15 protein-coding genes, 3 pseudogenes and 1 riboswitch are annotated in these 25,736 nt (G+C 37.8%); of the genes and pseudogenes, 9 read left to right on the top strand and 9 right to left on the bottom strand.

The features are described from left to right. The first annotated feature begins 7 nt into the window (after positions 1-7). The 7 genes and pseudogenes from BACCOP_RS03685 to BACCOP_RS03655 all read left to right on the top strand — a co-directional run bounded on the left by BACCOP_RS03685 (position 8) and on the right by BACCOP_RS03655 (position 11,266). Positions 8-1,170: pseudogene (locus tag BACCOP_RS03685) on the top strand (IS4 family transposase). Between the two features lie 82 nt (positions 1,171-1,252). After that, the gene (locus BACCOP_RS03680) at positions 1,253-4,405 is read left to right on the top strand and encodes a SusC/RagA family TonB-linked outer membrane protein (protein ID WP_007566452.1); all 3,153 of its coding nucleotides are present in this window, start codon (positions 1,253-1,255) and stop codon (positions 4,403-4,405) included. Between the two features lie 12 nt (positions 4,406-4,417). Further along, complete coding sequence (locus BACCOP_RS03675) at positions 4,418-6,016, top strand: RagB/SusD family nutrient uptake outer membrane protein (RefSeq protein WP_007566449.1); 1,599 nt, start codon at positions 4,418-4,420, stop codon at positions 6,014-6,016. A 29-nt stretch (positions 6,017-6,045) separates the two neighbouring features. Then, positions 6,046-7,149, top strand: a complete 1,104-nt coding sequence (locus BACCOP_RS03670; protein WP_177593976.1) for a glycoside hydrolase family 18 — start codon at positions 6,046-6,048, stop codon at positions 7,147-7,149. 10 nt (positions 7,150-7,159) lie between these two features. Next, complete coding sequence (locus BACCOP_RS03665; protein ID WP_007566445.1) at positions 7,160-8,329, top strand: DUF1735 and LamG domain-containing protein; 1,170 nt, start codon at positions 7,160-7,162, stop codon at positions 8,327-8,329. A 20-nt stretch (positions 8,330-8,349) separates the two neighbouring features. Further along, positions 8,350-9,756 carry a BT_3987 domain-containing protein gene (locus BACCOP_RS03660; RefSeq protein WP_007566443.1) on the top strand — a complete coding sequence of 469 codons (1,407 nt, stop codon included), beginning with the start codon at positions 8,350-8,352 and terminating at the stop codon, positions 9,754-9,756. A 19-nt stretch (positions 9,757-9,775) separates the two neighbouring features. Continuing rightward, positions 9,776-11,266 (top strand): BACON domain-containing protein, encoded by a 1,491-nt coding sequence (locus tag BACCOP_RS03655; RefSeq protein WP_007566441.1) that lies wholly within the window; start codon positions 9,776-9,778, stop codon positions 11,264-11,266. A gap of 259 nt (positions 11,267-11,525) precedes the next feature. Here BACCOP_RS03655 and BACCOP_RS03650 read toward each other — a convergent pair whose 3' ends face one another. The 6 genes and pseudogenes from BACCOP_RS03650 to BACCOP_RS03630 all read right to left on the bottom strand — a co-directional run bounded on the left by BACCOP_RS03650 (position 11,526) and on the right by BACCOP_RS03630 (position 21,218). Continuing rightward, entirely contained in the window at positions 11,526-13,817 is a 2,292-nt protein-coding gene (locus BACCOP_RS03650) for a TonB-dependent receptor (RefSeq protein ID WP_040311785.1), read from the bottom strand. Between the two features lie 210 nt (positions 13,818-14,027). Next, the gene (locus BACCOP_RS20370) at positions 14,028-14,375 is read right to left on the bottom strand and encodes a hypothetical protein (protein WP_147334968.1); all 348 of its coding nucleotides are present in this window, start codon (positions 14,373-14,375) and stop codon (positions 14,028-14,030) included. Positions 14,376-14,458: 83 nt separating this feature from the next. Continuing rightward, positions 14,459-15,621: pseudogene (locus BACCOP_RS03645) on the bottom strand (IS4 family transposase). A 733-nt stretch (positions 15,622-16,354) separates the two neighbouring features. Next, a complete protein-coding gene (nrdG, locus tag BACCOP_RS03640; protein WP_022125275.1) occupies positions 16,355-16,816 on the bottom strand; it encodes an anaerobic ribonucleoside-triphosphate reductase activating protein in 462 nt (153 codons plus the stop codon). A 124-nt stretch (positions 16,817-16,940) separates the two neighbouring features. Next, positions 16,941-19,328: an anaerobic ribonucleoside triphosphate reductase gene (locus tag BACCOP_RS03635; protein ID WP_040311790.1), complete on the bottom strand. Its 2,388-nt coding sequence runs from the start codon at positions 19,326-19,328 to the stop codon at positions 16,941-16,943. Between the two features lie 32 nt (positions 19,329-19,360). Continuing rightward, positions 19,361-19,555: riboswitch (cobalamin riboswitch) on the bottom strand. Between the two features lie 244 nt (positions 19,556-19,799). Then, positions 19,800-21,218: a CCA tRNA nucleotidyltransferase gene (locus tag BACCOP_RS03630; RefSeq protein WP_040311784.1), complete on the bottom strand. Its 1,419-nt coding sequence runs from the start codon at positions 21,216-21,218 to the stop codon at positions 19,800-19,802. Between the two features lie 103 nt (positions 21,219-21,321). On the opposite strand from BACCOP_RS03630, the gene BACCOP_RS03625 reads away from it, so the two are divergent. Next, the gene (locus BACCOP_RS03625) at positions 21,322-22,155 is read left to right on the top strand and encodes a hypothetical protein (RefSeq protein ID WP_007566425.1); all 834 of its coding nucleotides are present in this window, start codon (positions 21,322-21,324) and stop codon (positions 22,153-22,155) included. Between the two features lie 234 nt (positions 22,156-22,389). Here the strand turns inward: BACCOP_RS03625 and tatC are convergent, their stop codons facing one another. From tatC to BACCOP_RS03610, 3 genes are all read right to left on the bottom strand, one after another. Continuing rightward, positions 22,390-23,202 (bottom strand): twin-arginine translocase subunit TatC, encoded by an 813-nt coding sequence (gene tatC, locus BACCOP_RS03620; protein ID WP_007566421.1) that lies wholly within the window; start codon positions 23,200-23,202, stop codon positions 22,390-22,392. Between the two features lie 4 nt (positions 23,203-23,206). Next, entirely contained in the window at positions 23,207-23,413 is a 207-nt protein-coding gene (locus BACCOP_RS03615) for a Sec-independent protein translocase subunit TatA/TatB (RefSeq protein WP_040311783.1), read from the bottom strand. A gap of 161 nt (positions 23,414-23,574) precedes the next feature. Continuing rightward, positions 23,575-24,147, bottom strand: a complete 573-nt coding sequence (locus BACCOP_RS03610; protein WP_007566416.1) for a superoxide dismutase — start codon at positions 24,145-24,147, stop codon at positions 23,575-23,577. 366 nt (positions 24,148-24,513) lie between these two features. On the opposite strand from BACCOP_RS03610, the pseudogene BACCOP_RS03605 reads away from it, so the two are divergent. Then, positions 24,514-25,656: pseudogene (locus BACCOP_RS03605) on the top strand (transposase); the annotation flags it as partial. Positions 25,657-25,736: the final 80 nt, after the last annotated feature.

Below are 25,736 nucleotides of genomic sequence, written 5' to 3'. Positions count from 1 at the left end.
GCTTCAAATGAATCAAGACAAATATGTTTTCGCTCAATTGGTAGAGTTTTTGAACAACAATAAATTCAGAAGAATCGTGGACAAATACGATGGAAATCGTTACGTCAAACATTTCACTTGCTGGAACCAGCTTCTTGCTATGATGTCGGACAGCTAAGCAATCGTGAGAGCCTACGCGACCTGATTGTTGCATTGGAAGCACATCAAGCCAAGTGTTATCATTTGGGATTGGGTCGTGAACCCTTGGCCAAAACCACACTTGCATCAGCTAACCAAAATAGGGATTACAGAATCTTTGAAGATTTTGCATTCTTCATGATGAAAGAAGCCAGTGATAAACGAGCTACTCATATTCTGGATATCGAAGGAAAGAAGTACGCTTTTGATTCAACCACCATTCCGTTATGTTTGGCAACATTTCCTTGGGCTAAATTTCGAAGTAAAAAAGGTGGAGTCAAGGCACATGTCCTTTATGACATTGAGGCTCAGGTTCCGGCTTTTTTTACAGTAACCACAGCTTCAAAACATGACTCAACAGCAATGTCTGCAATTCATTATGAACCAAATGCATACTATATTTTTGATAGAGCGTATGATTCGTTTAAGGAACTATATCGGATTCATCTTACTGGCTCTTTCTTTGTCGTAAGAGCCAAGTCGAATCTTAAATTTAAGTTCTGCAAATGGAAACGCAGACTACCAAAGAATATACTATCTGATGCTGAAGTGAAATTATCAGGATATACCTCTGAAAAGAAGTATCCGGAATCATTCAGGATTATCAGGTTCTATGATGAAGAAGATGATCGTGAATTTACCTTCCTGACAAATGCCAAACATATATCTGCACTTGATGTAGCTAATCTCTATAAAAAGAGATGGCTTGTAGAACTGTTCTTCAAATGGTTGAAGCAGCACCTTAAAATCAAAAGGTTCTGGGGCACCACAGAAAACGCAGTCCGTATTCAGATAAGTGTGGCTATTATCACTTATTGTTTGGTAGCTATTATCCAACATGATTTGCACTTAAGCCGTTCGACCTATGAGGTCCTACAGATTTTGAGCATTTCATTAACGGATAAAACACCTTTACAAGAGTTGTTCAATAAGACTAATTTCAATGATGTCAAAGAGCAATTAAATCCCCTTTTCCCGGGGTTGTTTGATTAATATTTAATTCGTCCCGATTTTAACGGGACACTAATGAGTTAATGTAAAAGACGCTTCCGTAGAAGAAGTCTTAAATACCGCATTGGCTGGTAAAGGCATTAGCTACAGAGTTGATGAGAATGTTGTATATTTATCAAAAGCTTCTACTTCTCCTTCCGCTTCGTCAACATCATTAAAAGCTGCACAACAGCAGACCAAAACAGTAACCGGACGAATCATAGATGCGAAAGGAGAACCATTAATCGGTGTAACAGTAATTGAAAAAGGCACAACTAACGGTGCTATCACTGACTTTGACGGTAACTACTCATTGTCAGTACCCGATGCTGCAGTGCTGCAGTATTCTTATGTAGGGTACCAAACTGTAGAAATGTCAGTAGCAGGTAAAAATGTAATTGACATTACAATGAAAGAAGATACTGAAGTGCTGGAAGAAGTTGTTGTTACAGCATTAGGTATCAAACGTTCAGAAAAAGCCTTGTCATATAATGTACAGCAAGTAAACGCTGAAGACATTACAACTAATAAAGATGTAAACTTCGTTAATTCTTTAAGTGGAAAAGTTGCGGGTGTTAATATTAATGCTTCCTCTTCAGGTATTGGTGGTGTATCGAAAGTTGTAATGCGTGGTACTAAATCCATTATGCAATCATCAAATGCTCTTTATGTAATTGACGGTGTCCCTATCTTTTCTGGCAGAAGTAATAAAGGAGGAACAGAGTTTAACTCACAAGGAGCAACCGAACCCATTGCAGATATCAATCCAGAAGATATCGAATCAATGTCTGTACTGACCGGTGCAGCTGCTGCAGCACTTTATGGTTCTGATGCAGCAAACGGTGCTATTGTTATCACAACCAAAAAAGGAAAGGAAGGGAAAATGAGCATTACTGTAAACAGCAATACTGAATTTTCTTCACCATTCGTCATGCCCGAATTTCAAAATCGCTATGGTACTGGAATTGGAGGCGTATTAAGCGACTCTGGTATCTTAAGTTGGGGAGGTAAACTAACTGAAGCTAATGCCTTCAATTATTCTCCCAAAGACGATTATTTCCAGACAGGAATTACTGGAACAGAAAGCATTTCTTTCTCAACGGGAACAGAAAAAAATCAAACTTATGCCTCTGCTGCTGCTGTAAACTCCAAAGGCATTGTTCCTAATAATAAATATAATCGTTACAACTTTACAGTCCGTAATACAACATCATTCCTCAATGACAAAATGAAACTTGATGTCAGTGCAAGTTATATTCTTCAGAACGACCGAAACATGACAAATCAAGGTACCTATAACAATCCTCTTGTTGGAGCATATTTAATACCGAGAGGCTATGATTGGGAAGATATCAAAATGTACGAACGCTACGACCCTGCTCGCAAAATTTATACCCAATATTGGCCTGTTGGGGATGCTGCTATTGCGATGCAGAACCCTTATTGGATTAACTATCGAAACTTACGCGAAAACAAGAAAGACCGTTACATGCTAAACGCTGGTTTAAGTTATCAAATTTTTGACTGGTTAAACATAGCTGGTCGTGTCCGCTTAGATAATACATCAACCAATTATACCGAAAAATTTTATGCAACAACCAATACTCAGTTGACAGAAAAGTCAAGTCGTGGCTTGTATGGACAATCAAAATCAGAAGATAAGCAACTATATGCAGATTTTCTAATCAATATTAATAAAACATTCGGTGAAGATTGGAGCTTGCAAGCTAACTTAGGAGCCTCTTTCTCAGACTTACGTTATGATTTGATGAAAGTACGCGGGCCTATTGCAGACGGTTCCGACTCATTTACAGGAGAGCCTGTCGGATTAACAAACTGGTTCGTTATCCAAAACCTAAGTGCAAAAAATACCGAACGCTTAAATGAAGGATGGCGTGAACAAACACAATCAATTTTTGCATCTGCCGAAATCGGTTATAAGAGTACCTATTATTTAACTGTAACAGGACGTAATGATTGGCCCTCACAATTAGCTGGTCCCAAATCAGTAAGCAAATCATTCTTCTATCCGTCAATCGGTGCTTCTGTAGTTTTATCAGAGCTCATGCCTAACTTAAACAAGGATTACTTATCATACATGAAGATCCGTGGTTCGTGGGCATCTGTAGGTAACCCATTTGCTAGATATTTGGCTAATCCACGTTATGAGTGGAATCCCGTAGGAGGATCAGGACAGTGGAGTAACACCACCCAATATCCAGCATATAACCTAAAACCAGAAAGAACAAACTCTTTCGAAGTAGGTTTGACAATGAAATTCTTGAAAAGTTTTGATCTTGACATAACATATTATAATGCCAAGACAATGAATCAGACATTTAATCCAGAACTACCAGTAAATGGATATTCAGCCATTTATCTTCAGACTGGTGCTGTCAGAAATCAAGGTCTTGAACTTTCGTTAGGATATAAAAATACTTGGAACAACTTCACATGGGAAACAGGTCTCACCTACTCTATGAATAGAAATAAAATTTTGGAATTAGCTGATAACGCTATAAATCCAGCAACAGGTGAACCAATATCTATTTCTACATTAGATATGGGTGGATTAGGTGAAGCTAAATTCTTATTGAGAGAAGGTGGAACCATGGGAGATTTATACTCTCTGATTGATTTGCAACGTGATGCCAATGGGAAAATATATGTAGATGCTAATGGTCAGATAGCAACAGAAACAATCAGTAATCCTAATAACTACATAAAATTAGGAAGTGTATTACCTAAAGGTAATCTATCATGGAGAAATAACTTTAATTGGAAGAATTTCAACGTCGGCTTCTTAGTTACAGCACGCTTAGGTGGCATTGTATTCTCTCGTACTCAAGCTATGCTTGATTATTTTGGCGTTTCCGAAGCTACAGCAACAGCCCGCGACCAAGGATATGTCATAATAAATGATAATGATCATATAAATCCAGAAACCTGGTATAATGTAATTGGTGGTGGCACATCCGTTCCACAATATTACACTTATTCCGCTACAAACGTACGCTTACAGGAGGTATCTATAGGATACACATTCCCAAGAAAATGGCTGCGTGACATATGTGACATCAGAGTATCTTTGGTAGGTCGTAATCTTTGGATGATCTATAATAAAGCTCCATTCGATCCAGAAAGTATTGCCTCTACAGACAATTTTTATCAGGGAATCGATTATTTCATGATGCCTGCATTACGTAATATTGGATTTAACCTGAACTTTAAATTTTAACAATTAATAGGTATGAAAAAATATATAATCAACAAGTTTGTAGTTGGAGCTTTACTTTTAACTGCCACTTCATGCACAGATAAATATTTTGATATAAATTCCAACCCATATCAACCAGGAGATTTAAATCCAGATGATTATGCCTTAGGTTCAGCAATGAGTAACCTTGCCAGTACCGTTATTTCATCTGATGTAAATACAGCCCAATTCACAGATTGTTTATTGGGAGGTCCGATGGGAGGATACTTTGCCGATTCTAATTCAGGATGGTCTAACACAATCTCTAATTATAATGCAAAGAATGACTGGACCCGTGTATTTATGATGAGCGACCGCATTATACCAACCTTATATACCAATCTCAACGCTGTAAAAATTGTTTCAGAATCTACGGAGAACCCAGTGCCATATGCAATTGCTCAAATTATAAAAGTTGCAGCAATGAGTCGTGTCACCGATACTTATGGAGCAATACCTTATTCCCAAATTGGAGAAGACGGTAAGATCACAACCCCATATGATTCTCAAGCAGATGTCTATAATAAATTCTTTGAAGAGCTGAACGGTGCCATTGAAACATTGACAGCTAATAGTGATGCTAAACTTGTTCCAACAGCTGACTACGTCTATAGTGGAGATGTTCAAAAATGGATCAAATTCGCCAATTCCTTAAAACTACGTCTAGCCATTCGCATTGCTTATGCAGATATAAACAAAGCTAGAGAAATGGCAGAAAGTGCAATCACACAGGAATTCGGTGTTATTACCAAAAATGAAGATAATGCTGCTTGGAATTATTTTAGTACAATCAGTAACCCTCTTTACACAGCGGTAAGATACAATGAAGAACAAACAGGAGGTGATACACATGTTGCAGCTGATATCGTTTGTTACATGAATGGATATAACGATCCCCGTCGTGCTTCATATTTCGAACCTTCAGGATGGAGTGGAAAAGAATATGTAGGCCTACGCAGGGGCATTAATATGAAAAAAGCCGATAGTTACTTTTCAAAATACTCAAGAGTTAACATTTCAGCTTCAGCACCCGTTATGTGGATGAATGCAGCAGAAATAGCGTTCTTACGTGCAGAAGGGAAAGCTATCTTCGGTTTTAATATGGGAGGTGAAGCTAAGGACTTCTATAATGAGGGAATCAGACTTTCTTTTGAGCAATTAGGGGTTAGTGGATATGAACAATATATAGAAGACGGAACAAGCGTTCCAGAAAACTATACAGACCCAGCAGGTCTTAATTCACATGAATCAACCATATCAGATATAACCATAAAATGGGACGAAAATGCTGACTTAGAAAAAAAACAAGAAAGAATTATTACTCAGAAATGGATTGCCAACTGGATGCTTGGAAACGAAGCATGGGCCGATTATCGCCGTACAGGATATCCTAAATTAATACCTGCAACAACGGAAGGTAATCTTAGTGGAGGTATAGTCAACAGCAATCGTGGTGTCCGTCGTATGCCATATCCACTAGAAGAATATACAAGCAATACTGAAAACGTACAAAATGCAGTCAACCAATATTTAAAAGGAATTGACAACATGAGCGTAGACGTTTGGTGGGCTTGTAAACCAAGAAACAATTAATTTTAGAGAACTTATTAATTATGAATTCTATGAAAATTAAAGAATACAATCCGTTAAAAAGATCTATAGTTGCAGTAATTGCTACAATGGCTTTGTTTTCTTGCTCAGACTGGACAGAAACAGAAAGTTTAAATATTAAAACACCAACTTTAGAAGAAGAAAATCCGGCACTTTATGAAGCCTATATCAGCTCCTTAAATGAATATAAAAAGAGTGAACATAAAGTAACCATTGTAAAATTTGACAATAAAGAAACAGATCCTGCAGGTCAAGGAGAGCGTATTACAGCCTTACCAGATAGTATTGATTTTGTTATATTAAATAATGCAGACAATCTTAATGCTGTTACCATTGATGATATGCAAAAAATACGTCTAAAAGGAACGCATACCCTTTATTCTATAGATTATTCTATCATAGAAAAAGAGTATGAAGCTATGCTTGAAAATGAAGAAACGCCAGAAGAAGACACAAAAGTCCAAGACGAGAATACTGGAGAAGAAGAAATGACAACCGATCGTTTCCTAGAGTTTTGCGAACAACGAATGGAATACTATTTAGGATTATTCTCTAAATATAAATATGATGGAATAAACGTAATCTATTCAGGTATAGATCCATTAGCGCTTTCTGAAACTGAAAAGAGTCAGTTAGAAGCACGCCAGCAAATATTCTTTGGAAAAATTGAAGCATGGAAGAATACAAATGTTAATGCAACTTTTATATTTGAAGGGAAACCTCAAAATCTTCTTTACGACAAGAGTTTATTACAAAAAACAAATTTTATAATCATCCCTGTTGTTGATGCAGTAAATCGTGAAGACATATTGTTTACCACAAATATGGCATTAGTTGAAGGTGTTCCAACTGGCCGTATAATATATGGAGTCACCATTCCTTCACTTACAGATAGCAAAGACCAAACAGGTTATTTTGAAGCCCAAGAAAATGGGAGTCCAATGTACGCAGTAAAAGGTGCTGCATTAGCCGTTATCAGTAATAATAATAATAATTTCGTTCAAACTGGACTATGTATTTCTCGCTCTCAAAATGATTATTATTTTGGTGTAAAAAGCAATTATAAAAACATTAAAGAAGCTATTTCTATAATGAATCCGTCACCCTTAAATTAATAGACAATTTATGAAACTCTTTAAATTAAATATTATCACTTTTTGTATGGCAACCGTTTTAATCAGCTGTAATACAAATGACGTAGAGGAGCATCACTTTGACAATAAACTGTTTATCAATGTAGAAACTCCCGTAGAAGAACTTGTTTTTAAATCAGGTTCTGAAAATGTAACAGAAACACGAGAACTGACTGTTGCAACAGCCTTACAAGCAACAGAAACTATTACAGGAAAATTTATAGCAAATCCAGCCTTAACAAGTACCTACAATATGATTTATAATGCAGAAGCTCAACCTTTGCCATCAGACATGTGCATTATTGAGAATCCTGAAGCTAAAATAAAAGTTGGAGGTACAACATCTGCTCCTGTAACAGTTACTTTTACAGGATTAGAAAGACTAGATCGTGACCTCATTTATGTAATGCCTATAGAGTTGGTTGATGTACAAGGTATAGATGTGTTATCATCAAAAACAAAGACATATTTCATTTTCAAAGGTGCTTCTTTAATTAATGTAGTAGCTGATATAGCCCAGAACAATTTACCAGTCAACTGGAATACTCCAGACTTGGTACGTTCCATGAAAACTATCACAGTAGAAGCTTTAATCAGAGTACGAGATTTTGGGACATCTAATGACTTAAAAGGAGAAGCAATGAGTACAATTTTCGGTATTGAAGGAAAATTCCTCATTCGTATTGGTGATGCAGGATTTCCGCAAAATCAGGTACAAATGGTAAATTCCAATGGCAATTTTCCTGCTGGAAATTCTGAATTAGGACTACCTGTAGACCAATGGGTACATGTTGCTGCAGTATGGGATGCAACCACGGGTGATAGAATTATGTATACAAATGGACAAGAAGTGGCTCGAGACTCAAAAGCATCGGGTACAGTTAACTTAACCAATGGAGATTGTTATGTTGGTAAAGCATGGAATGATGACCGTTGGCTTGATGGAGAAATTTCAGAACTTCGAGTTTGGAGTATACAAAGAACTCCTGAACAAATTGCTTCAAGTATGTATGACGTAGATCCATCAACAGAAGGATTAGTCGCTTATTGGAAATTTAATGAAGGCACAGGAAAACAAGTAAAAGATTATACAGCCAATGGTAATAATATTACTGCTGAAAATGATTTGACATGGACTAAAGTTTCTTTGCCTGAAAAATAATAACCCCTTATCTTAAAATTATGAACAAAATAATATTTTCATTAGTCTTAATATGTGGATCGCTGCTTTTCACTTCATGCGAAGATGATTTAGTAGTCGGTAGCGTAAATCAAAGTTCATATAATAATATAGGAAAACTTGAAGCTTCACTAAAAGATAAAAATAGTGGACTTTCCAATAACATTATAGAACTTAGAACGAAAGAATGCATAACCTCTGTTTGTGTAAACCTGACAAAAGCTCCAATGAAAGGAGTTGATTTTGCCATTTCTTATGATGCAGAATACTTAAATGAATACAATACACAACACGGAACCAATTTTAAGCTATTCCCTCAAAATCTGATTTCTTTAGATGGCGCTTCTGAAGCTAATATTCTAATGGCACCTGATGAAAAACAATCATTAGCTGTTAATTTAACAATTCAACCAGCAAGTACAGATTTAGAGGAAGGAACAACCTATGTGCTACCCTTAAAGATAACAACTACAACAGAAGGTATCTCCTTATCCTCTACAAGTCATTGTATTTACTTAATCAAAAACTATCATAATGAAGCAGATTGTGACAAAGGAGCTGATGCTGTGAAAAATTTTCTATATTTCGAAGTGAATGATACAAATCCATTAAATGCACTTGAATTCATTCGAGAAGATGGAAAATTATTCTTTGACTATGTTGTGCTTTTTGCAGCAAATATTAACTGGAATGCAGAAACGGGCAGAGTATATGTATACAACAACCCGAATGTTCAATTTCTATTAGACAATAATGAGCAATATCTACAACCATTAAGAAAACGCGGTATAAAAGTGTTACTTGGAGTTCTTGGAAATCATGATGAAGCAGGAGTATGTCAGCTATCTGATATGGGCTGTAAAGAGTTTGCACGTGAACTTGCAGCAATCTGTAATGCATATAATTTAGATGGAGTTAATTTTGATGATGAATATTCTAATTATCCAAACTTAGATAATCCTTGGTTAACCTATAAATCATCAGAAGCAGGTGCAAAATTATTATACGAAACCAAAAAAGCAATGCCTGATAAATATGTAACAGTTTACTATTTTGGAAGTCTTGAATCAAATTGTCCATCGGTATATGGAATTACCCCTAATAATTTTGTAGATATCGTAGTTGCAGACTATGCTCAACCAACACGCCCAATGACAGGTATGACCCAAAAACAATGTGCAGGAATGTCTGTCGAATTAAGACGAGGATATGGGGATACAAGTGAAGATTATGCACGTAGTGTGAAAGAAGACGGCTACGGTTTCTATATGTGGTTTGCATTAGATCCTTCATTATATGCAAGTCAAGTATACCGTATACAAAATGTATCGAGGGGACTTTATAACCAAGAAGTAAAATATCCAACTTTTTACTACAAGAAAAATGATACAACCCAATATTCTAGGTAATTATTTAATTTAATTGCATATGAAAAAAATACTCATAATATTAGCAACTATTGGACTATTATACAGTTGCTCTAATGATGACTCCAATGAAAATCTAAATCTTAATGAAGACTTTGTCGTCCTATCTGCTGATACCTTATCGGCCGGACCTCAGGGAGGGGATTTAGAAGTAACTATAGAAAGTTCTGAAGATTGGACTTTAGTAGGTCCTAAAGTAGAATGGGCTACTCCTTCTAGCAATAAAGGTCAAAGCGGCCAAACCTTAACTTTTAAGGTGGAAGCAAATGAAACAGATAAAGAATTAGAAAATACTTATAAAATATTTGCTGGCTCTAATGTAAAGAAACTTGTTGTTATTTCTAATCCAACAATGAAGTTAGAGCTTTTATCAGAAGATAATGTATCTATAAATTCAGATAAGAATACAATCAATATTTCCTTATCTACCAATATAACTAATTTATCCTATGAATTTTCCGATAACGGGAATCAATGGCTAAAAGTTTCAAGTTTTGAATCAGCTTTTGGAAAAGGAACTCTTGTACTAGAAGCTAATGCGAATGATACTTATATATCACGCAGTTCTACTTTAAAAATTACAAGTGAAAATAGATCTGTTTCTATTAATATACAACAAGCTCAATTAGACGGAATATTGTCGGATGGAGAAGAATACAAAGAAACTGATTTATCAGAATGCGACATACAATTTAATATTAAAACGAACATAGAATATCAGCTGGGAGAGTTACCGGAATGGATTCAATTGAAAGAAACTACTAAGGGAGAAACTGTTGATGGTTTACAAAAACAGACCCTTACTTTCCATGTATCAGAAGCAATGGCTTCAAGAAGAAGTGATATTTATTTCTTAAAAGACACAAAAATAGATCTAACCCTTACAATAAAACAACAAAATCCAAATCCTATTATGGCTACAATTCCTGATAAAAATTTCAGAGAAGCCTTATCTGCTGAAGGTTGGATTGTATTAGGAGAAGAAGATAATAGTCAATGTGAAATATTAGAAAAAGGACTAAAAGAAACAATTCTTGATTTAGATGGTACCAGCTGGAGCAACTACGGTATTGAATCAATTGAAGGAATAGAACAATTTCCTCAAATTGAAGTTTTAAGGTTAGCATATAATAATCTAACAACAATAGATATATCTAAACTTAAACATGTAAAAGAATTAAATATTGAATCAATCTATCCATTGACTTCGGTTATCATAGGTGATAATCCTGTAACCTCATTAAGATTACAAGATTATATAGAAGCAACATCTTTGATAATATCAGGTAATAATATCACAGATATCAATGCTAGTTTATCTTCTTGGATGGGTTATTATGACCAATTAACAACTTTAGATGTCACTGGTTGTCCTCATTTAAAGACATGTAACGTAGATCGTCAGAAGTTACAAACTTTATATGTAACTCAAGAACAAAAAGATAATGTAACATTTACGAATCAAGGTTCATTACAGATTGTAGTAAAATAAAAATTCAAAATCTATATTTTTATCAATAATCAAAATGAAGCTGTCTCAAAATAGAAATGCAAAAGTAAAAATCTTATAGATTGAAACTCCGTAATAAAAAACTCCTGCTTTAGCCCTTATTTATTACAATTATAGGACTAAAAGCAGGAGATTTTTATGTTGTGACTTATAGATTGTAAGTAAACTTATCTCTGTTTTTTATTTGGAGTCTCATTTATTTGTTTAATGCCATGTCAAAAAACAACAGTTTAGCAATGGATCAATTAAAAAACTTAACTCCAATAAAGTAAGTTCTCGGTTGAGTAGGTCCATAGAAATACTTTGAATCTCGTAAAGCTCCTCTATCCAAATCTTTTTGGAATGCGTTGAACATATTCTGCACTCCCCCATTCAGCTGAAGCTTCAAGTGATCATTCAGTACAAACGTATAATTCAGCTTCAGGTTCAGTTCCATGAAATTGGGTGTATGCTCCAGACGGTCTTTTTCAATATAACCAGCAAAATGAGGAACCACCATCTTTCCCGTGTACACACCAGAAAGAGAAAAATCAAAATTCTTCAACGGAGCAGAAGTAAACGTAAAATAGCCATAGTAATCTGGAGTACGAGGCATACGTTTTATAGGATCTACATCCTGATCTTCACTCCAGCTTACAGCTTCTGTATACCGGCTGCGCTGTACTGTAAATCCTAATTGTAACTGAGCTTCACGTCCGTGAGCTATTTTATAATCAATATTTGCACCATACACGCGTGCACCATATCCATTTCGTCTTTCCTGTATTTCGGCACCCGTATCAGCATCCGTTCCAACCTTTGTCAGATAAAAGACATTATCCAAGGATGTGTAAAATCCTTCAACCAGCAAGTTCGACTGGAAATGTCCAAAATTGAATCCCCAGTCTACAGAGCCACTGAAACTATTGGAACGTTCGGGCTTTAATCCATCTGCCAGACGAATTATCATGGCTTCGCCGCCAACGGCTGCTACGTGTAAATCTTCATCATAAGCCTGGGGTGCACGGAAGCCAGTAGACCAGGTTAAACGTCCCTGTATCTTGTCTGTTGGTTTCCACAACAAATTTACGCGTGGACTGAAAATGATGTTGTCTATCAGATTATGCCTATCCAGACGAAATCCTGCGAGAAGTGTAAAATACGTCATCTTCCATTCATTCTGAGCAAATCCGCTGAAGATTCTTACATATTGGCGCAAGTCACGGTTATATCCGGTCATTACATCATGCAGCGAATTATAATTGTATTCAACTCCTCCAGTAAACGTGGCAGGCGAAAAAAGACAATCATCCATATTCCCTACATACATTGCTCCTCCTACAGCTGTCAGGTCTTTTGTCTTTCCATAAGCATTGGCATTTTTATCTGCTCCATAATAACTGTTACGATCTGTATGTTGTGCAGAACCATAAACGGATAGTTTATGGCGATATTCATTGAAAAACACATCATACGTCAGTCCCCCGCTGTTGATAATATGCTTAGTCTGCTCTGTTATATCTGTTTCATGAGGCTGAAGGTCGAATTTATTTCCCCCACGGCGAAACTCATTCGTAGTATGATACTCCAGACTGATACGGCTAAACTGAGTAGGACGATAATATGAACGCAAACCAAACGTATTCATATTCAGTTTTCCAAGCTCCGAGAAACCATCATTATCGGCATCATAAGGATTACGGTTACGGTAAGACTGATAAAGGGCTATTCCATATGAATTGTCCGATGAAACCAAAGAGGCATTAGCGCCTACATATTGCTCCCATACTTTCCCGTTCAGATTCGACATTGTAGAAGAAACCTGAAAAGAATTACTAACCGGATCTTTTGTTATAATATTAATTGTTCCTCCTACCGCATTGGCTCCAAATAAAGCAGAACCACCTCCACGAACCACTTCCACGCGCTCAATCATGTTAGTGGGTATTTGCTCTAAGCCATATACACCCGAGAGGGCGCTCATTACAGGACGGCTATTTATCAGAATTTGGGAATATGGTCCTTCCAGTCCATTAATACGCACTTGTGGGAATCCGCAGTTCTGACAGTTATTTTCTACACGAAGTCCTGACTGATAATTCAATGACTTTGCTAGATCTGTAGAATTTACAGCCTCAAATAACTTGTTACTCATTACATTCACGACCACCGGAGCTACTTTACGGCTTGTTTCATTTCTGTTTGCCGAAACTACGACTTCATCTGTCATAATAGTTTCTTCTTCCATTACAAAATGTACATCTACCGTAAAATCCTTACTGACTGTTATTTTTTTAGTCTGAGTATTATACCCCATGCTCTGTACTTTCAGCGTATATTCTCCGGCGGGAATTTCCTTAAAGCGGAAATATCCTTCCGCATCGGTCACTGTACCCTTTCCCGTTTCTACGATTAACACTGTGGCATAAGGCAAACTATTTTCCGAGCCTTTTTCTATCACGTGTCCGGCTATAACATTTCCTTCCTTAACCGGCTCTATTGCCATGCTTACATAAGAACATAGCAATCCCATTATGAATAAAATATATTTCATGTATAATCTTTTCGTTCGTTAACTTAATAAAGCCCGTTCTAAATATTCAAGATAAATACCACAGAAGCAGATCTGACTGATTCAGATTTTTCCATATCTTCCCCTTTCCACATCTAGTTTACAGAAGCAGACGAAGGATAACTGTCCAACAGAAGCCAGACAGCATTTATTTGAACAGGCATTTTAATTGGTTTCCTGTTTCTCGCTTAATCAAATGAAAAGATATACGGGAGGTGCACGTAGATAAATCCCATCTCCAAATGAAGACAGGGCATGAAATGCAGACAAGCTGCCAGTTAATAAACAGAGTAAAGGCAAGTCAGGACACGCCGATTCAATAGAGTCTGAACCTACAGAAGTAAATGTTGATAAGAAATGCAGTGTCAGTGCCTGCCCGCTTGAGTGAGAATGATGTTCAGTAAAAGGATGCGAGTGGACAATAAAAGTCCCGTTCACCTCATGTACGTGCGCATATAATGTCGAAATGGCATAATAAGCAACAAACAAGGTTAAAAGAGCTACTGCCCCAATGCGTATATAGCGCGCTTTTACTTTCATCTGGACGCAAAGATACACGAAGTTATCGGTTATTTAAAATAAAATACCATTAGTGTCCCGTTAAAATCGGGACGAATTAAATATTAATCAAACAACCCCGGGAAAAGGGGATTTAATTGCTCTTTGACATCATTGAAATTAGTCTTATTGAACAACTCTTGTAAAGGTGTTTTATCCGTTAATGAAATGCTCAAAATCTGTAGGACCTCATAGGTCGAACGGCTTAAGTGCAAATCATGTTGGATAATAGCTACCAAACAATAAGTGATAATAGCCACACTTATCTGAATACGGACTGCGTTTTCTGTGGTGCCCCAGAACCTTTTGATTTTAAGGTGCTGCTTCAACCATTTGAAGAACAGTTCTACAAGCCATCTCTTTTTATAGAGATTAGCTACATCAAGTGCAGATATATGTTTGGCATTTGTCAGGAAGGTAAATTCACGATCATCTTCTTCATCATAGAACCTGATAATCCTGAATGATTCCGGATACTTCTTTTCAGAGGTATATCCTGATAATTTCACTTCAGCATCAGATAGTATATTCTTTGGTAGTCTGCGTTTCCATTTGCAGAACTTAAATTTAAGATTCGACTTGGCTCTTACGACAAAGAAAGAGCCAGTAAGATGAATCCGATATAGTTCCTTAAACGAATCATACGCTCTATCAAAAATATAGTATGCATTTGGTTCATAATGAATTGCAGACATTGCTGTTGAGTCATGTTTTGAAGCTGTGGTTACTGTAAAAAAAGCCGGAACCTGAGCCTCAATGTCATAAAGGACATGTGCCTTGACTCCACCTTTTTTACTTCGAAATTTAGCCCAAGGAAATGTTGCCAAACATAACGGAATGGTGGTTGAATCAAAAGCGTACTTCTTTCCTTCGATATCCAGAATATGAGTAGCTCGTTTATCACTGGCTTCTTTCATCATGAAGAATGCAAAATCTTCAAAGATTCTGTAATCCCTATTTTGGTTAGCTGATGCAAGTGTGGTTTGGCCAAGGGTTCACGACCCAATCCCAAATGATAACACTTGGCTTGATGTGCTTCCAATGCAACAATCAGGTCGCGTAGGCTCTCACGATTGCTTAGCTGTCCGAACATCATAGCAAGAAGCTGGTTCCAGCAAGTGAAATGTTTGACGTAACGATTTCCATCGTATTTGTCCACGATTCTTCTGAATTTATTGTTGTTCAAAAACTCTACCAATTGAGCGAAAACATATTTGTCTTGATTCATTTGAAGCCATTTGATTTGGTTTCAAAGGTACAATTTCAAATCGTCGCGCTTTACAAATAGAGTATAATAAGCTATATTTCAGTTATTTCAAAGAACTATTTATCCACTTTTACGGGACAGTAATGATAAAATACTTTAAAAAACACAGATACCTCTTATCAACATGCACTAAGTTTTTCAGAAAATGAATATTGCTCTTGGAAGGAGAAACAGTATTGTAAGAGCAATTGTACGAAATTTATACCGTTTAACAATAAAAAAAGCGATTGTTCACATTTTGAACACCGCCGATTTCCTAAAGAACCCCCATTTAAGGGTTCTTGCATCTTTTACTCATCTAGTTGTTGTTGTGTACGTTATCCTTTTCTCTTCTTTTTTACCTTAAAGCAATTTTCCTAATCCTATTTCAACTATACCTGAAAACAATTACCTTTTATCCTAATACCTTAAAATAAAAACCTAAAACTTAATACCTTAAATCTCTAATACCTTTTCTTAAAATTGCTTTTTTACCTTAACTTCTAATACCTTAAAAAATCTATTCTAATACCTTCTTTTATATCTTAATTAATTCTGGTTTCACAACCACATCGCAAAGGTAGATGTTTCTGTTTAATTAGCAATAAGATATAATTATTTTCTTCACAAAGTATTTGTTTTCTTGATTTATATCATGGGAACGACAGTTTTCTTTTGTGTGCGATAACGAAATTAGACAACATGCAACATTTTTTTACTTCAATTTAAGGATTCTCTGGTTACTGCTTCCCCTGAATTCCAGCTTCGGAGAATAGAGGGATTGCTCAAAACGGCCGTCTACCAATACATTTATATAAGACAATATAGGTCTGCGTACAGGATCTTCCAAAAGTTCTTCATAAGTATATCCGGTATAGCACCAGATATTTTGTCCGGTACGCTCACTGAATTCCTTGATAAGAGGAAGAAAGTCTTCCGGCGAATAAAACGGATCCCCTCCCGAAAAGGTAATTCCATCTAATAAAGGATTGGAATTAATAGCCTCAATAAATTCTTCTATCTTCTCACGAGTCAAAGGATGACCTGACGCAGGATTCCAGGATTCAGGGTTATGACATCCCCGGCAATGGTGTCTGCATCCCGATAGATAAATAGAAAAGCGTATACCATCACCATCAACAATTGTTTCAGGATATGTATATAAATAATGTAGCATAAAGAATAAGTTATTCCCAATTGCCAGTGAAATAAAAAGAAGGCTTTTTATATACCTACAACCTGCTTACAGGCAGATAATCCGCATCTAAAAAGCCTTCTATCCTTAATAACAAACGAATTAATCAACAGTGTTTTACTCTGTCACGCTCCTCTGCACGTTTCGCAGAATTCCAACTGTTCAAATCACCAGTCAAATATCCGGTTATACGACGCATCCGGAGAATATTCTCACTGTTACAGATAGGACATTTATCATAAATCACTCCTTTATAGCCACAATTATGACATGTATCAACAGGGTGATTGATAGAACCATAACCAATGCCTTCATCATGCATCACTTTTACAATCTTGGCAATTGCCTTGACGTTTTTCTGTGCTTCTCCGTCAAGCTCCACATAAGTAATATGGCCTCCACGGGTCAGAGCATGAAAAGGAGCTTCACATTTTATTTTTTCTACTATAGTGATAGGTTCTTTTACGTCTACATGGAAAGAGTTTACATAGTAATCACGGTCGGTCACTCCTGGTATTACTCCATATTTACGACGGTCCATGCGTGTAAAACGTCCCGAAAGTCCTTCTGCCGGGGTTGCCAGTACAGAATAATTTAAATGACACTTCTGCTTAAATTCATCTGCAACGTGATTCATCTCTTCTACTGCTTCGTAAAGCGTATCCCAGGCTTTCTGACAATGACCATGTCCTTGACCATATAAAGCAACCATTGCATTGTGGCCACCTATAAACCCGATACCTAATGTACCCTGATTCAGTACATCACCTACTTCATCGTTCGGATTCAGGTTACCTCCTCCCTTCCATACATTGTTACTCATCATGAAAGGGAACTGACGTGCCAGTGCCGTACGCTGATATTGATAGCGAGTATACAGCTGTTCTGCAATAAAGACTGCCATATCATGCACAGAACTGATAAATATTTCTTTTGCCAGACGTTCTATTGCATCCTGACTCTGGCAATCTGACATGCTTTCTGCTTTGATGCGGGCTTCGATAGCCAGTCGGGGAAGATTCATCGTAGTAAACGAAAGGTTACCACGTCCCAAGGAAGTCTTTTCTCCATTCAAGTTTTCGAAGACACGCGTACGGCATCCCATTGTTGCCAGTTCATAGCGATAACGTTTTGGATCGCTGGCATCCCATTTTTCATGCTGGTTGAAAGGAGTATCAAGGAACATAAAATTCGGGAATAAAGCTTTTGCCGTAGTACGGCAAGCTTTCAGGAACAAATCGAAATTAGGAGCTTCAAACTCTACCTTACCTTCCATTGCCGCATCAAAGTCTTCCATTGCCCGTTTGTAGTCGGCTTCCGAATAAGACACACCATCCTTTATCTTGAATATCTGAATGGGGAATACAGGTACTTCTCCCCGCGTACCCAAACCTTCAATAGTAGCTTTCAGCAGTTCTTCTATCACCATTCGTCCTTCGGCAGAAGTATCTGTTCCATAATTGATAGAACTGAACACAACCTGATTTCCTCCGCGTGAATGCATCGTATTCAGGTTATGAATAAACCCTTCCATTGCCTGATGAGTATCTTTACGTACCTGACTATAAGCCTTTTTCAAAATATGTTCCAGTTCATCGGCAGTAAGATTGATCTGCTGGTCAGCAAATGCTGCAAGAAGAATCTTTTTTTCATCTTCAGAAGGAGCTATTGAAGCAACATGCTGTTTTACCAACGCCTGCAACTTCGCCTCATCTACTTCCATGCCTTTCATATCGAAATAAAAAGAAATAGAAGAAACAACGACTTTCTGGAAACTTTTCAATACGCCTTTTGCCATGAAGAAATCGAAAGCCGGAATAGCCTGTCCTCCGTGCTGCTCATTCTGGTTGGTCTGGAATATAATTGTAGCTAGTGTTGCGTAGCTTTGAATAGACTGAGGTGTACGGATACTTCCGTTCTTAGTATGAAAACCGCGTTCAAACAGATCGTCAAGATCGTACTGAATACACGTCGTAGTCTTGGTAGGATAATAGTCCAGATCATGAATATGTATATCTCCCAACTGATGTGCCTCAGCATATTGTTTCGGCAACAAATATTTATAGGTATAATCCTTTGTTATTTCCGAAGCAAAGGTCATCATCTGTCCGGCCGGAGTATGGCTCGACATATTGGCGTTACTCAGATTCACATCATTTTTATCTATGGCAACAATACCATCCATGATATGCTTTATCTGAGTTTTCCGATCGCGTTCCGTATTTCTCCACTGGCGATAAATGATATATTTTTTAGCCACTTCAGGCTGTACCTTCATCAATTCCGTTTCTACGAGGTCCTGAATTTCTTCGACTCCGATAGTAGGATTCTCAAAATGATTGATAACACGCTGTGTAATCTCGTCAATCAGTTCTTCCTGATGAGCAATCCCCGTTGCGTTGAACGCTTTACTGATAGCATTTGTAATCTTTGAAGGCGAAAAGTTTTCCCGCTTCCCGTCACGCTTGATAATACAGATTTCAGTTAAATTCATACTGGCTTGTAACGAATAAGTTAATATAAAAGTTGGCTTTGCTCTTTGCGGCAGGTCTTCTGACTGATCTCTCCCCGACAGCCACCTTCCCATTGTAAAAAAACAATAGTGGTTTGCTTATGCATTGCCTTCGGTTCATTAAGAATCACAGCAGCGGGTACTGTTGCCGATTTTCACGGCATTCCCTTTTGAAACACTTTTGTTACCTAGCAAAAAGCCATACAAAGATATGGCTTTAAAGAAATAAACAAAAATCAGAATCTTGATAATTTTCTAAATTGGACAACTTTTAAGAAAGAAAAATAACCCAGAAGCACCTACAGGACATATAAATGGCAAACTATTATTTATACCAACTTTTCTATTTGGATAATTAAATTAATTTCTTATTGCCTTTAGAGAAGAATATTTTTTCCTTTTTACCGGCTACGCTCCCTGCGTTAAAAGAGTAAAAGCAGGGAGCATAACAAGTTATAAATTGACAGGCTCCAGTCCCATCTGTTTTGCCTTCTTCAGCATATATTCAAAAGCAGCATCATGTTCATTTGGAATCACTCCATCCAGGATAGCATCCTTTATAGAACTTTTCAAACTACCGATTTCGCGGCAGGGCTGCAAATTGAAAACTTTCATAATTTCAGCACCATCTACAGGAGGCTGGAAATTTCGGATACGGTCTTTTTCCTCCAGATCTTTCAGTTTCTGACGAACCAGCTTGAAGTTATCAAGGAAGCGTTGCTTACGGACTTCATTCTTCGATGTAATATCTGCTTCGCACAGCAGCATCAAGTCATCAATATCGTCACCGGCTTCGAAAAGCAAGCGTCTTACGGCAGAATCAGTCACTTCCTCATCAGCAATTACGATAGGGCGCATATGTAAGCCTACAAGCTTTTGAACATATTTCATCTTTTCGTTCATCGGCAGCTTCATCTTTCTGAATATATCAGGAATCATCTTCTCTCCGACGAAATTATGATTATGGAATGTCCATCCGATACGGGAATCCCAACGTTTGGTACGAGGTTTTCCTATATCGTGAAGCAAAGTAGCCCAACGCAACCACAAATTATCAGTAACCTTTGCTATATTGTCTACCACCTCCAATGTATGATAGAAATTATCCTTATGCCCTCTTCCGTTTTTTACCTCTACACCTTGCAAGGCCACAAATTCCGGGAAAATCAGTTCCAACAATCCGCAACGGTCTAAGTCTACAAAGCCTTTAGAAGGAACAGGAGAAAGCAAGATCTTATTTAATTCATCAGCTATCCGCTCCCGAGAAATAATCTTAATACGTTCCCGGTTACGTTCCAACGCATCAAACGTTTCGTCCTCAATGAAAAAATTCAGCTGAGTAGCAAAACGGATGCAGCGCATCATACGTAAAGGATCATCACTGAACGTTATGTCCGGATCAAGCGGAGTACGTATGGTACGCTCTTTCAAGTCGTCCAGTCCCCCAAAGGGATCGACCAATTCTCCATAGCGTGATTTGTTTAGGCATACAGCCAGCGCATTGATGGTAAAGTCTCGGCGGTTCTGATCATCTTCCAACGTTCCGTTTTCTACTACCGGCTTACGGCTGTCGTGACTATACGATTCTTTTCTGGCTCCAACAAATTCGACTTCCAGGTCATGATATTTCACCTGTGCCGTACCAAAATTCTTGAATACAGAAACATGAGCGCCACGTCCTAATTTTCTTCCGAACGCTTCGGCTATTTCGATTCCGCTGCCTACTACTACCACATCAATATCTTTCGAAGGACGGTTCAGGAAAATATCGCGGACATAACCTCCCACGACATAGCATTCCAATCCTAACTCATCAGCAGTATCAGATATCAAATTGAATATTTTGCCTGTAAAGTGTTCTTTCAATTCCATGTCTATTACAAAATTAGCGTGCAAAATTACAAAAAAATGAAAAGCCTCGTAGAGAATAAGCGATTTAATTGTATTTTTGTTCCACAATAAATCGCTTAATTATATGAAAAAGATAATCTTAGCAGCTGCAACTTTAGCATTCCTACTATCCGGATGCAATAGCGACAGTAAAAATGCCGGAAAACTTTTCCAACGCGCGGAACTAGCTTTCGCAGCAGGCGACTATAACCTCGCCCGGCTACAAATAGACAGCATACGTACCTATTATCCTAAGGCAGTAGATGTACGTAAGGCAGGAATCCATTTGATGCAACAGATAGATTTGCAGGAACAGCATAAGACGCTGGCTTATCTGGACAGTATGATGACCGTCAAGCAAGCTGAGCTTGACTCGATAAAGGGAAATTTCGTTTTAGAGAAAGATACTGCCTATCAGGAAATCGGAAACTATTTCTACCCGTCGCAGGTAGTAGAAAAAAACATCGGACGCTCTTTCTTGCGTGCACAGGTAAACGAACTGGGCGAAATGTCGCTTACATCTATTTACTGTGCAGGAGGCAACATACACCACACTGCAGTGAAAGTAAGTGCAAACGATGATACATTTGCCGAAACTCCAGCTTCGACAGACAGCTACGAAACAACAGACTTAGGGCGTGCCATAGAAAAGGCTGATTATAAAGTAGGCAATGACGGAGGTGTAGCAGCTTACATCGCAGCCAATAAGGATAAGAAAAGTCTCAAACTGGAATTCATAGGCGACCGTAACTACAAAACGACGATGTATGCCAATGACATAAAAGCAATCACAGAGGTAAGCAATCTGGCACGAATTCTTGCAGGAATGGAAGAAATACGTAAGGAACAGAAAGAAGCAAACTTAAAGATCCAGTTTGTTACCCGAAAAATAGAAGAAGGAGAAGCTAAACAAGAATAAGTTCGAATTTGGCAAAGGAAATACAACTCTGGCCAACACGCTCAAAAAAGTATTTCAATAAGAAATGTGAGGGACGTGAAAAGCAGAAACAAAAAAGATGCTGATGTTTTTTCTAAAATATCAGCATCTTTCAAGTAATTCTTCTCGATGTTTTTTTAAAATTCGTACAAATTTTATTGAGCTTTCCGCATGTCAGGAAGGCTATCAGGCCAAGTCCTCATAAAGCACTATCTATCAGATAATTTCCGATTTACATTTTCTACCAGTACGCCGTACGATAAAGATACTGACCTCATACAATACAAACATCGGGAAAGTAACCATCAGTAAAGTTACGACATCAGAGGTCGGAGTAATGATAGCGGCTATGACTAATGAAATGACTAAAGCATGTTTCCTATACTTAGTCATAAAGTCGGCGGTAAGAAAACCTAGTTTTGCGAACAACCATGCCAGTATCGGTATTTCGAAAGTAATCCCCATCATCAAGCTTAGCATAGTCAGCGTATCAATATAGGAACTTAGCATAATCGTATTTTCGACTTCAGGACTGACCTGATAAAGAGCAAGGAAACGGAAAGTAAAAGGAAATATCAGAAAATAGCTGAATAATACTCCCAAAAGGAACAGCACATATCCCCATATGATAACTCTCGTAGAATAGCGTTTTTCATTCTCATACAATGCGGGGGAAACAAATCTGAAAAGCTGGTAAAGAATATAAGGAGAAGCCAGAATAATCCCTGCATAAAATGAAACATTCATATGCATCAAAAACTGACCGGACAGTTTCGTATTAATCAGACGAACATGAAAGTCATTTGCTTCAAGTCCGGGTATATGCAAGGATGTTCCTATCCATTCAAAAAAACGATAAATATAAAAATCACTATTTTTAGGCATAAGGATAATATGGAAAAGCTCATCTTTAAAAAAGAAAGAGAGCAACATAAGCACCACAACCACACATGCAATCCGCATGAGAGTTGCCCGCAGTTCATCCAAATGATCCCAAAAGGTCAGTTCCGATTCATTCTTCTCCTTCACGATCTTATTTTTCCTTATTTTCTGGTTTATCAGCAGAATCCTTCAAGTTTTCTTCCACCCCGTTCATACCGTCTTTAAAATTTTTCACGCCTTTTCCGAGTCCCTTCATCAGTTCAGGAATCTTTTTACCCCCAAATAATAAAAGTATAATCAAGGCTATAAACAGCAGTTCCTGGGTACCGATTCCCATAAATAACAATGTGGTATTCATATGCTTAAATTTAGATTGATAAAACTAAAACGTATTTCGAACCAAACAAAGGTACAGATAGTTTTTAATTTGTGCAAATCAGAAATAACTGACATAAAAAAACACCTGTTCCCGATAAAAGGAAACAGGTGTATATCATCTAAACAATAACTTCTGTACTTTTAAATACGTTCAGCTACTACATTCCAGTCCACAACTTTCCAGAAAGCTTCAATATATGCGGCACGACGGTTTCGGTAATCAATGTAATAGGCATGTTCCCATACATCTATTACCATCACAGGAGTCAGTCCTTCTGTCAAAGGATTTCCTGCGTTGGACTCCTGAACAATAGAAAGTTTATGTTCCTTATCCATTACAAGCCATACCCAACCGGAGCCAAACAATCCTAAAGCTGCCTTGGTAAACAGCTCCTTGAACGTGTCAACCGAACCGAAACTTTCTGTAAGAGCCTCAACCAGTTTGGCTGGCATATCAGATTGTCCGGGAGTTAAACTCTGAAAGAAAAAAGTATGGTTCCACGCTTGCGCAGCATTGTTGAATATTCCACCTTCGGCTTTTTTCAAGATTTCTTCCAAAGGCATATCTTCGTAAGGAGTTCCGGGAATCAGCTTGTTCAGATTATCTACATAAGTTTGCAGATGTTTTCCATAATGAAATTCGAGTGTTTCTTTACTCATGTACGGGGAAAGTGCATCCAACCCGTAAGCTAATTGAGGCATTACATGTGTCATAATTGTAGTATTTAGGTTAATCTATATAATAAAAACGACTGACAACCAATAAAGTTTACAGCCAAAGCCGATAATGTTCAATCTACCTCCAAATACATTCCACACATATACATTATGTATATATATTATCCACTTTCACAATACTTCGGTAAATTTTTACCGAAAAATTAAAAGTTAAACAATAAAACCGGCAAAAGTCGGTTCGGAAACACTAAAGAGGTCATTGAAATGTTGTCTAAAACGAATGGTTAAGCATGAAGAAATGTGCTGAAAAAAATGTGCTAACCTGCTGATAATAAAGGTGAAAAAGTATTGCATAATTCGCTGGTTTTTTAGTAAATTAGAAGTCTCTCAACTCTTCTGATTATGACTAAAGAAACACTCCTTATGCAATACCAATCCGAGTGCCTGTCGGCTCTCAAATCAGTAGCGAATATACAAAAACCTTTTGAAAAAACGTTCATGGACACCATGAAATTATTCATGGCCATCCCGGATCGTATAAACTTCCTCCAATTGGGCAGATATGGCTGTTTCTCAGAACAGACTTATCGTAACCTTTTTGAGCATGAAACTTTCGACTGGTTTGCGTTCAACGGCTCTATCATCAGCAAGCATCTCACAGGCAAAAGAAAAGCCATCGCCATCGATCCTTCCTATATTCCCAAATCAGGCAAGAAGACACCTTGGATAGGTTACTTCTGGTCCGGTTGTGCAGGAGAATACAAGCGTGGACTGGAAATCATGGGCATCGGTGTCATTGACATCGACAATCATGAATGCATGACTTTAGGTTCCATTCAGACGCCGGATTGTAAGACCTTGGATAATATGGACAAGAGCCTCGTTGACTGGTACAGCAGCTATCTTATCAGTAGAAAAGACAAGCTACAGAGCCTGTCCAGAACGGTGGTTGCAGACGCATTCTTTTCCAAGGAAACATTCATAACACCTATGTGTGAGAACGATTTCCATGTCATCAGCCGCTTTCGGAATGACGTAATCCTGTACTATCCGACATTGGAGCAGAAAACAGGAAAACGTGGTCATCCCAAGTGGTTTGACGGCAGGATTGACTTTGCCAATCTGGATTTGACCCGGTGCAAGGAATACGAGGTGAACAAAGGAAAGCTATACGGATTGAGGGTATATGCAAAAGCTCTCAAAAGGTATGTTTCCTTAGCCGTCTGGTATCCGATGGACGGGAGGACAGACAAGTGGCAGCTTTACTTCTCTACAGACGATTCCATGGATGGACGTGAGGTGCTGGATTATTACAGAACCAGGTTCCAACTGGAATTTTGCTTTAGAGATGGCAAGCAGCATGCAGGAATCACCAACTGCCAGTCAACCGACTTCAGGAAGTTGGATTTTCACTTCAATGCATCGCTCGCAGCTGTCAACTTGGCCAAAGCGGCATGTAAGAGGCTCGGAATAGCCTATTCCATATCCTCTTGCAAGTCATTCATACACATGCTTATATGCTGACGATTTATTTGCGTGTCGGGATAACCAGACATGCAGTATGACAACTTTCAAGACTCATTTATTACTGCAGAGCCGCTAGGCTGGCGAATTTTACGACCTAT

The sequence above is a fragment of the Phocaeicola coprocola DSM 17136 genome, from assembly GCF_000154845.1.
Classification (GTDB): domain Bacteria; phylum Bacteroidota; class Bacteroidia; order Bacteroidales; family Bacteroidaceae; genus Phocaeicola; species Phocaeicola coprocola.
This window is presented reverse-complemented; position numbering and strand designations above follow the sequence as displayed.

Excerpts from the sequence above, each read along its gene's own strand:
- BACCOP_RS03675 (WP_007566449.1), top strand. The coding sequence starts at position 4,418 with ATGAAAAAATATATAATCAACAAGTTTGTAGTTGGAGCTTTACTTTTA.
- BACCOP_RS03670 (WP_177593976.1), top strand. The coding sequence starts at position 6,046 with ATGAAAATTAAAGAATACAATCCGTTAAAAAGATCTATAGTTGCAGTA.
- BACCOP_RS03665 (WP_007566445.1), top strand. The coding sequence starts at position 7,160 with ATGAAACTCTTTAAATTAAATATTATCACTTTTTGTATGGCAACCGTT.
- BACCOP_RS03660 (WP_007566443.1), top strand. The coding sequence starts at position 8,350 with ATGAACAAAATAATATTTTCATTAGTCTTAATATGTGGATCGCTGCTT.
- BACCOP_RS03655 (WP_007566441.1), top strand. The coding sequence starts at position 9,776 with ATGAAAAAAATACTCATAATATTAGCAACTATTGGACTATTATACAGT.
- BACCOP_RS03650 (WP_040311785.1), bottom strand. The coding sequence starts at position 13,817 with ATGAAATATATTTTATTCATAATGGGATTGCTATGTTCTTATGTAAGC.
- BACCOP_RS20370 (WP_147334968.1), bottom strand. The coding sequence starts at position 14,375 with ATGAAAGTAAAAGCGCGCTATATACGCATTGGGGCAGTAGCTCTTTTA.
- nrdG (WP_022125275.1), bottom strand. The coding sequence starts at position 16,816 with ATGCTACATTATTTATATACATATCCTGAAACAATTGTTGATGGTGAT.
- BACCOP_RS03635 (WP_040311790.1), bottom strand. The coding sequence starts at position 19,328 with ATGAATTTAACTGAAATCTGTATTATCAAGCGTGACGGGAAGCGGGAA.
- BACCOP_RS03630 (WP_040311784.1), bottom strand. The coding sequence starts at position 21,218 with ATGGAATTGAAAGAACACTTTACAGGCAAAATATTCAATTTGATATCT.
- BACCOP_RS03625 (WP_007566425.1), top strand. The coding sequence starts at position 21,322 with ATGAAAAAGATAATCTTAGCAGCTGCAACTTTAGCATTCCTACTATCC.
- BACCOP_RS03615 (WP_040311783.1), bottom strand. The coding sequence starts at position 23,413 with ATGAATACCACATTGTTATTTATGGGAATCGGTACCCAGGAACTGCTG.
- BACCOP_RS03610 (WP_007566416.1), bottom strand. The coding sequence starts at position 24,147 with ATGACACATGTAATGCCTCAATTAGCTTACGGGTTGGATGCACTTTCC.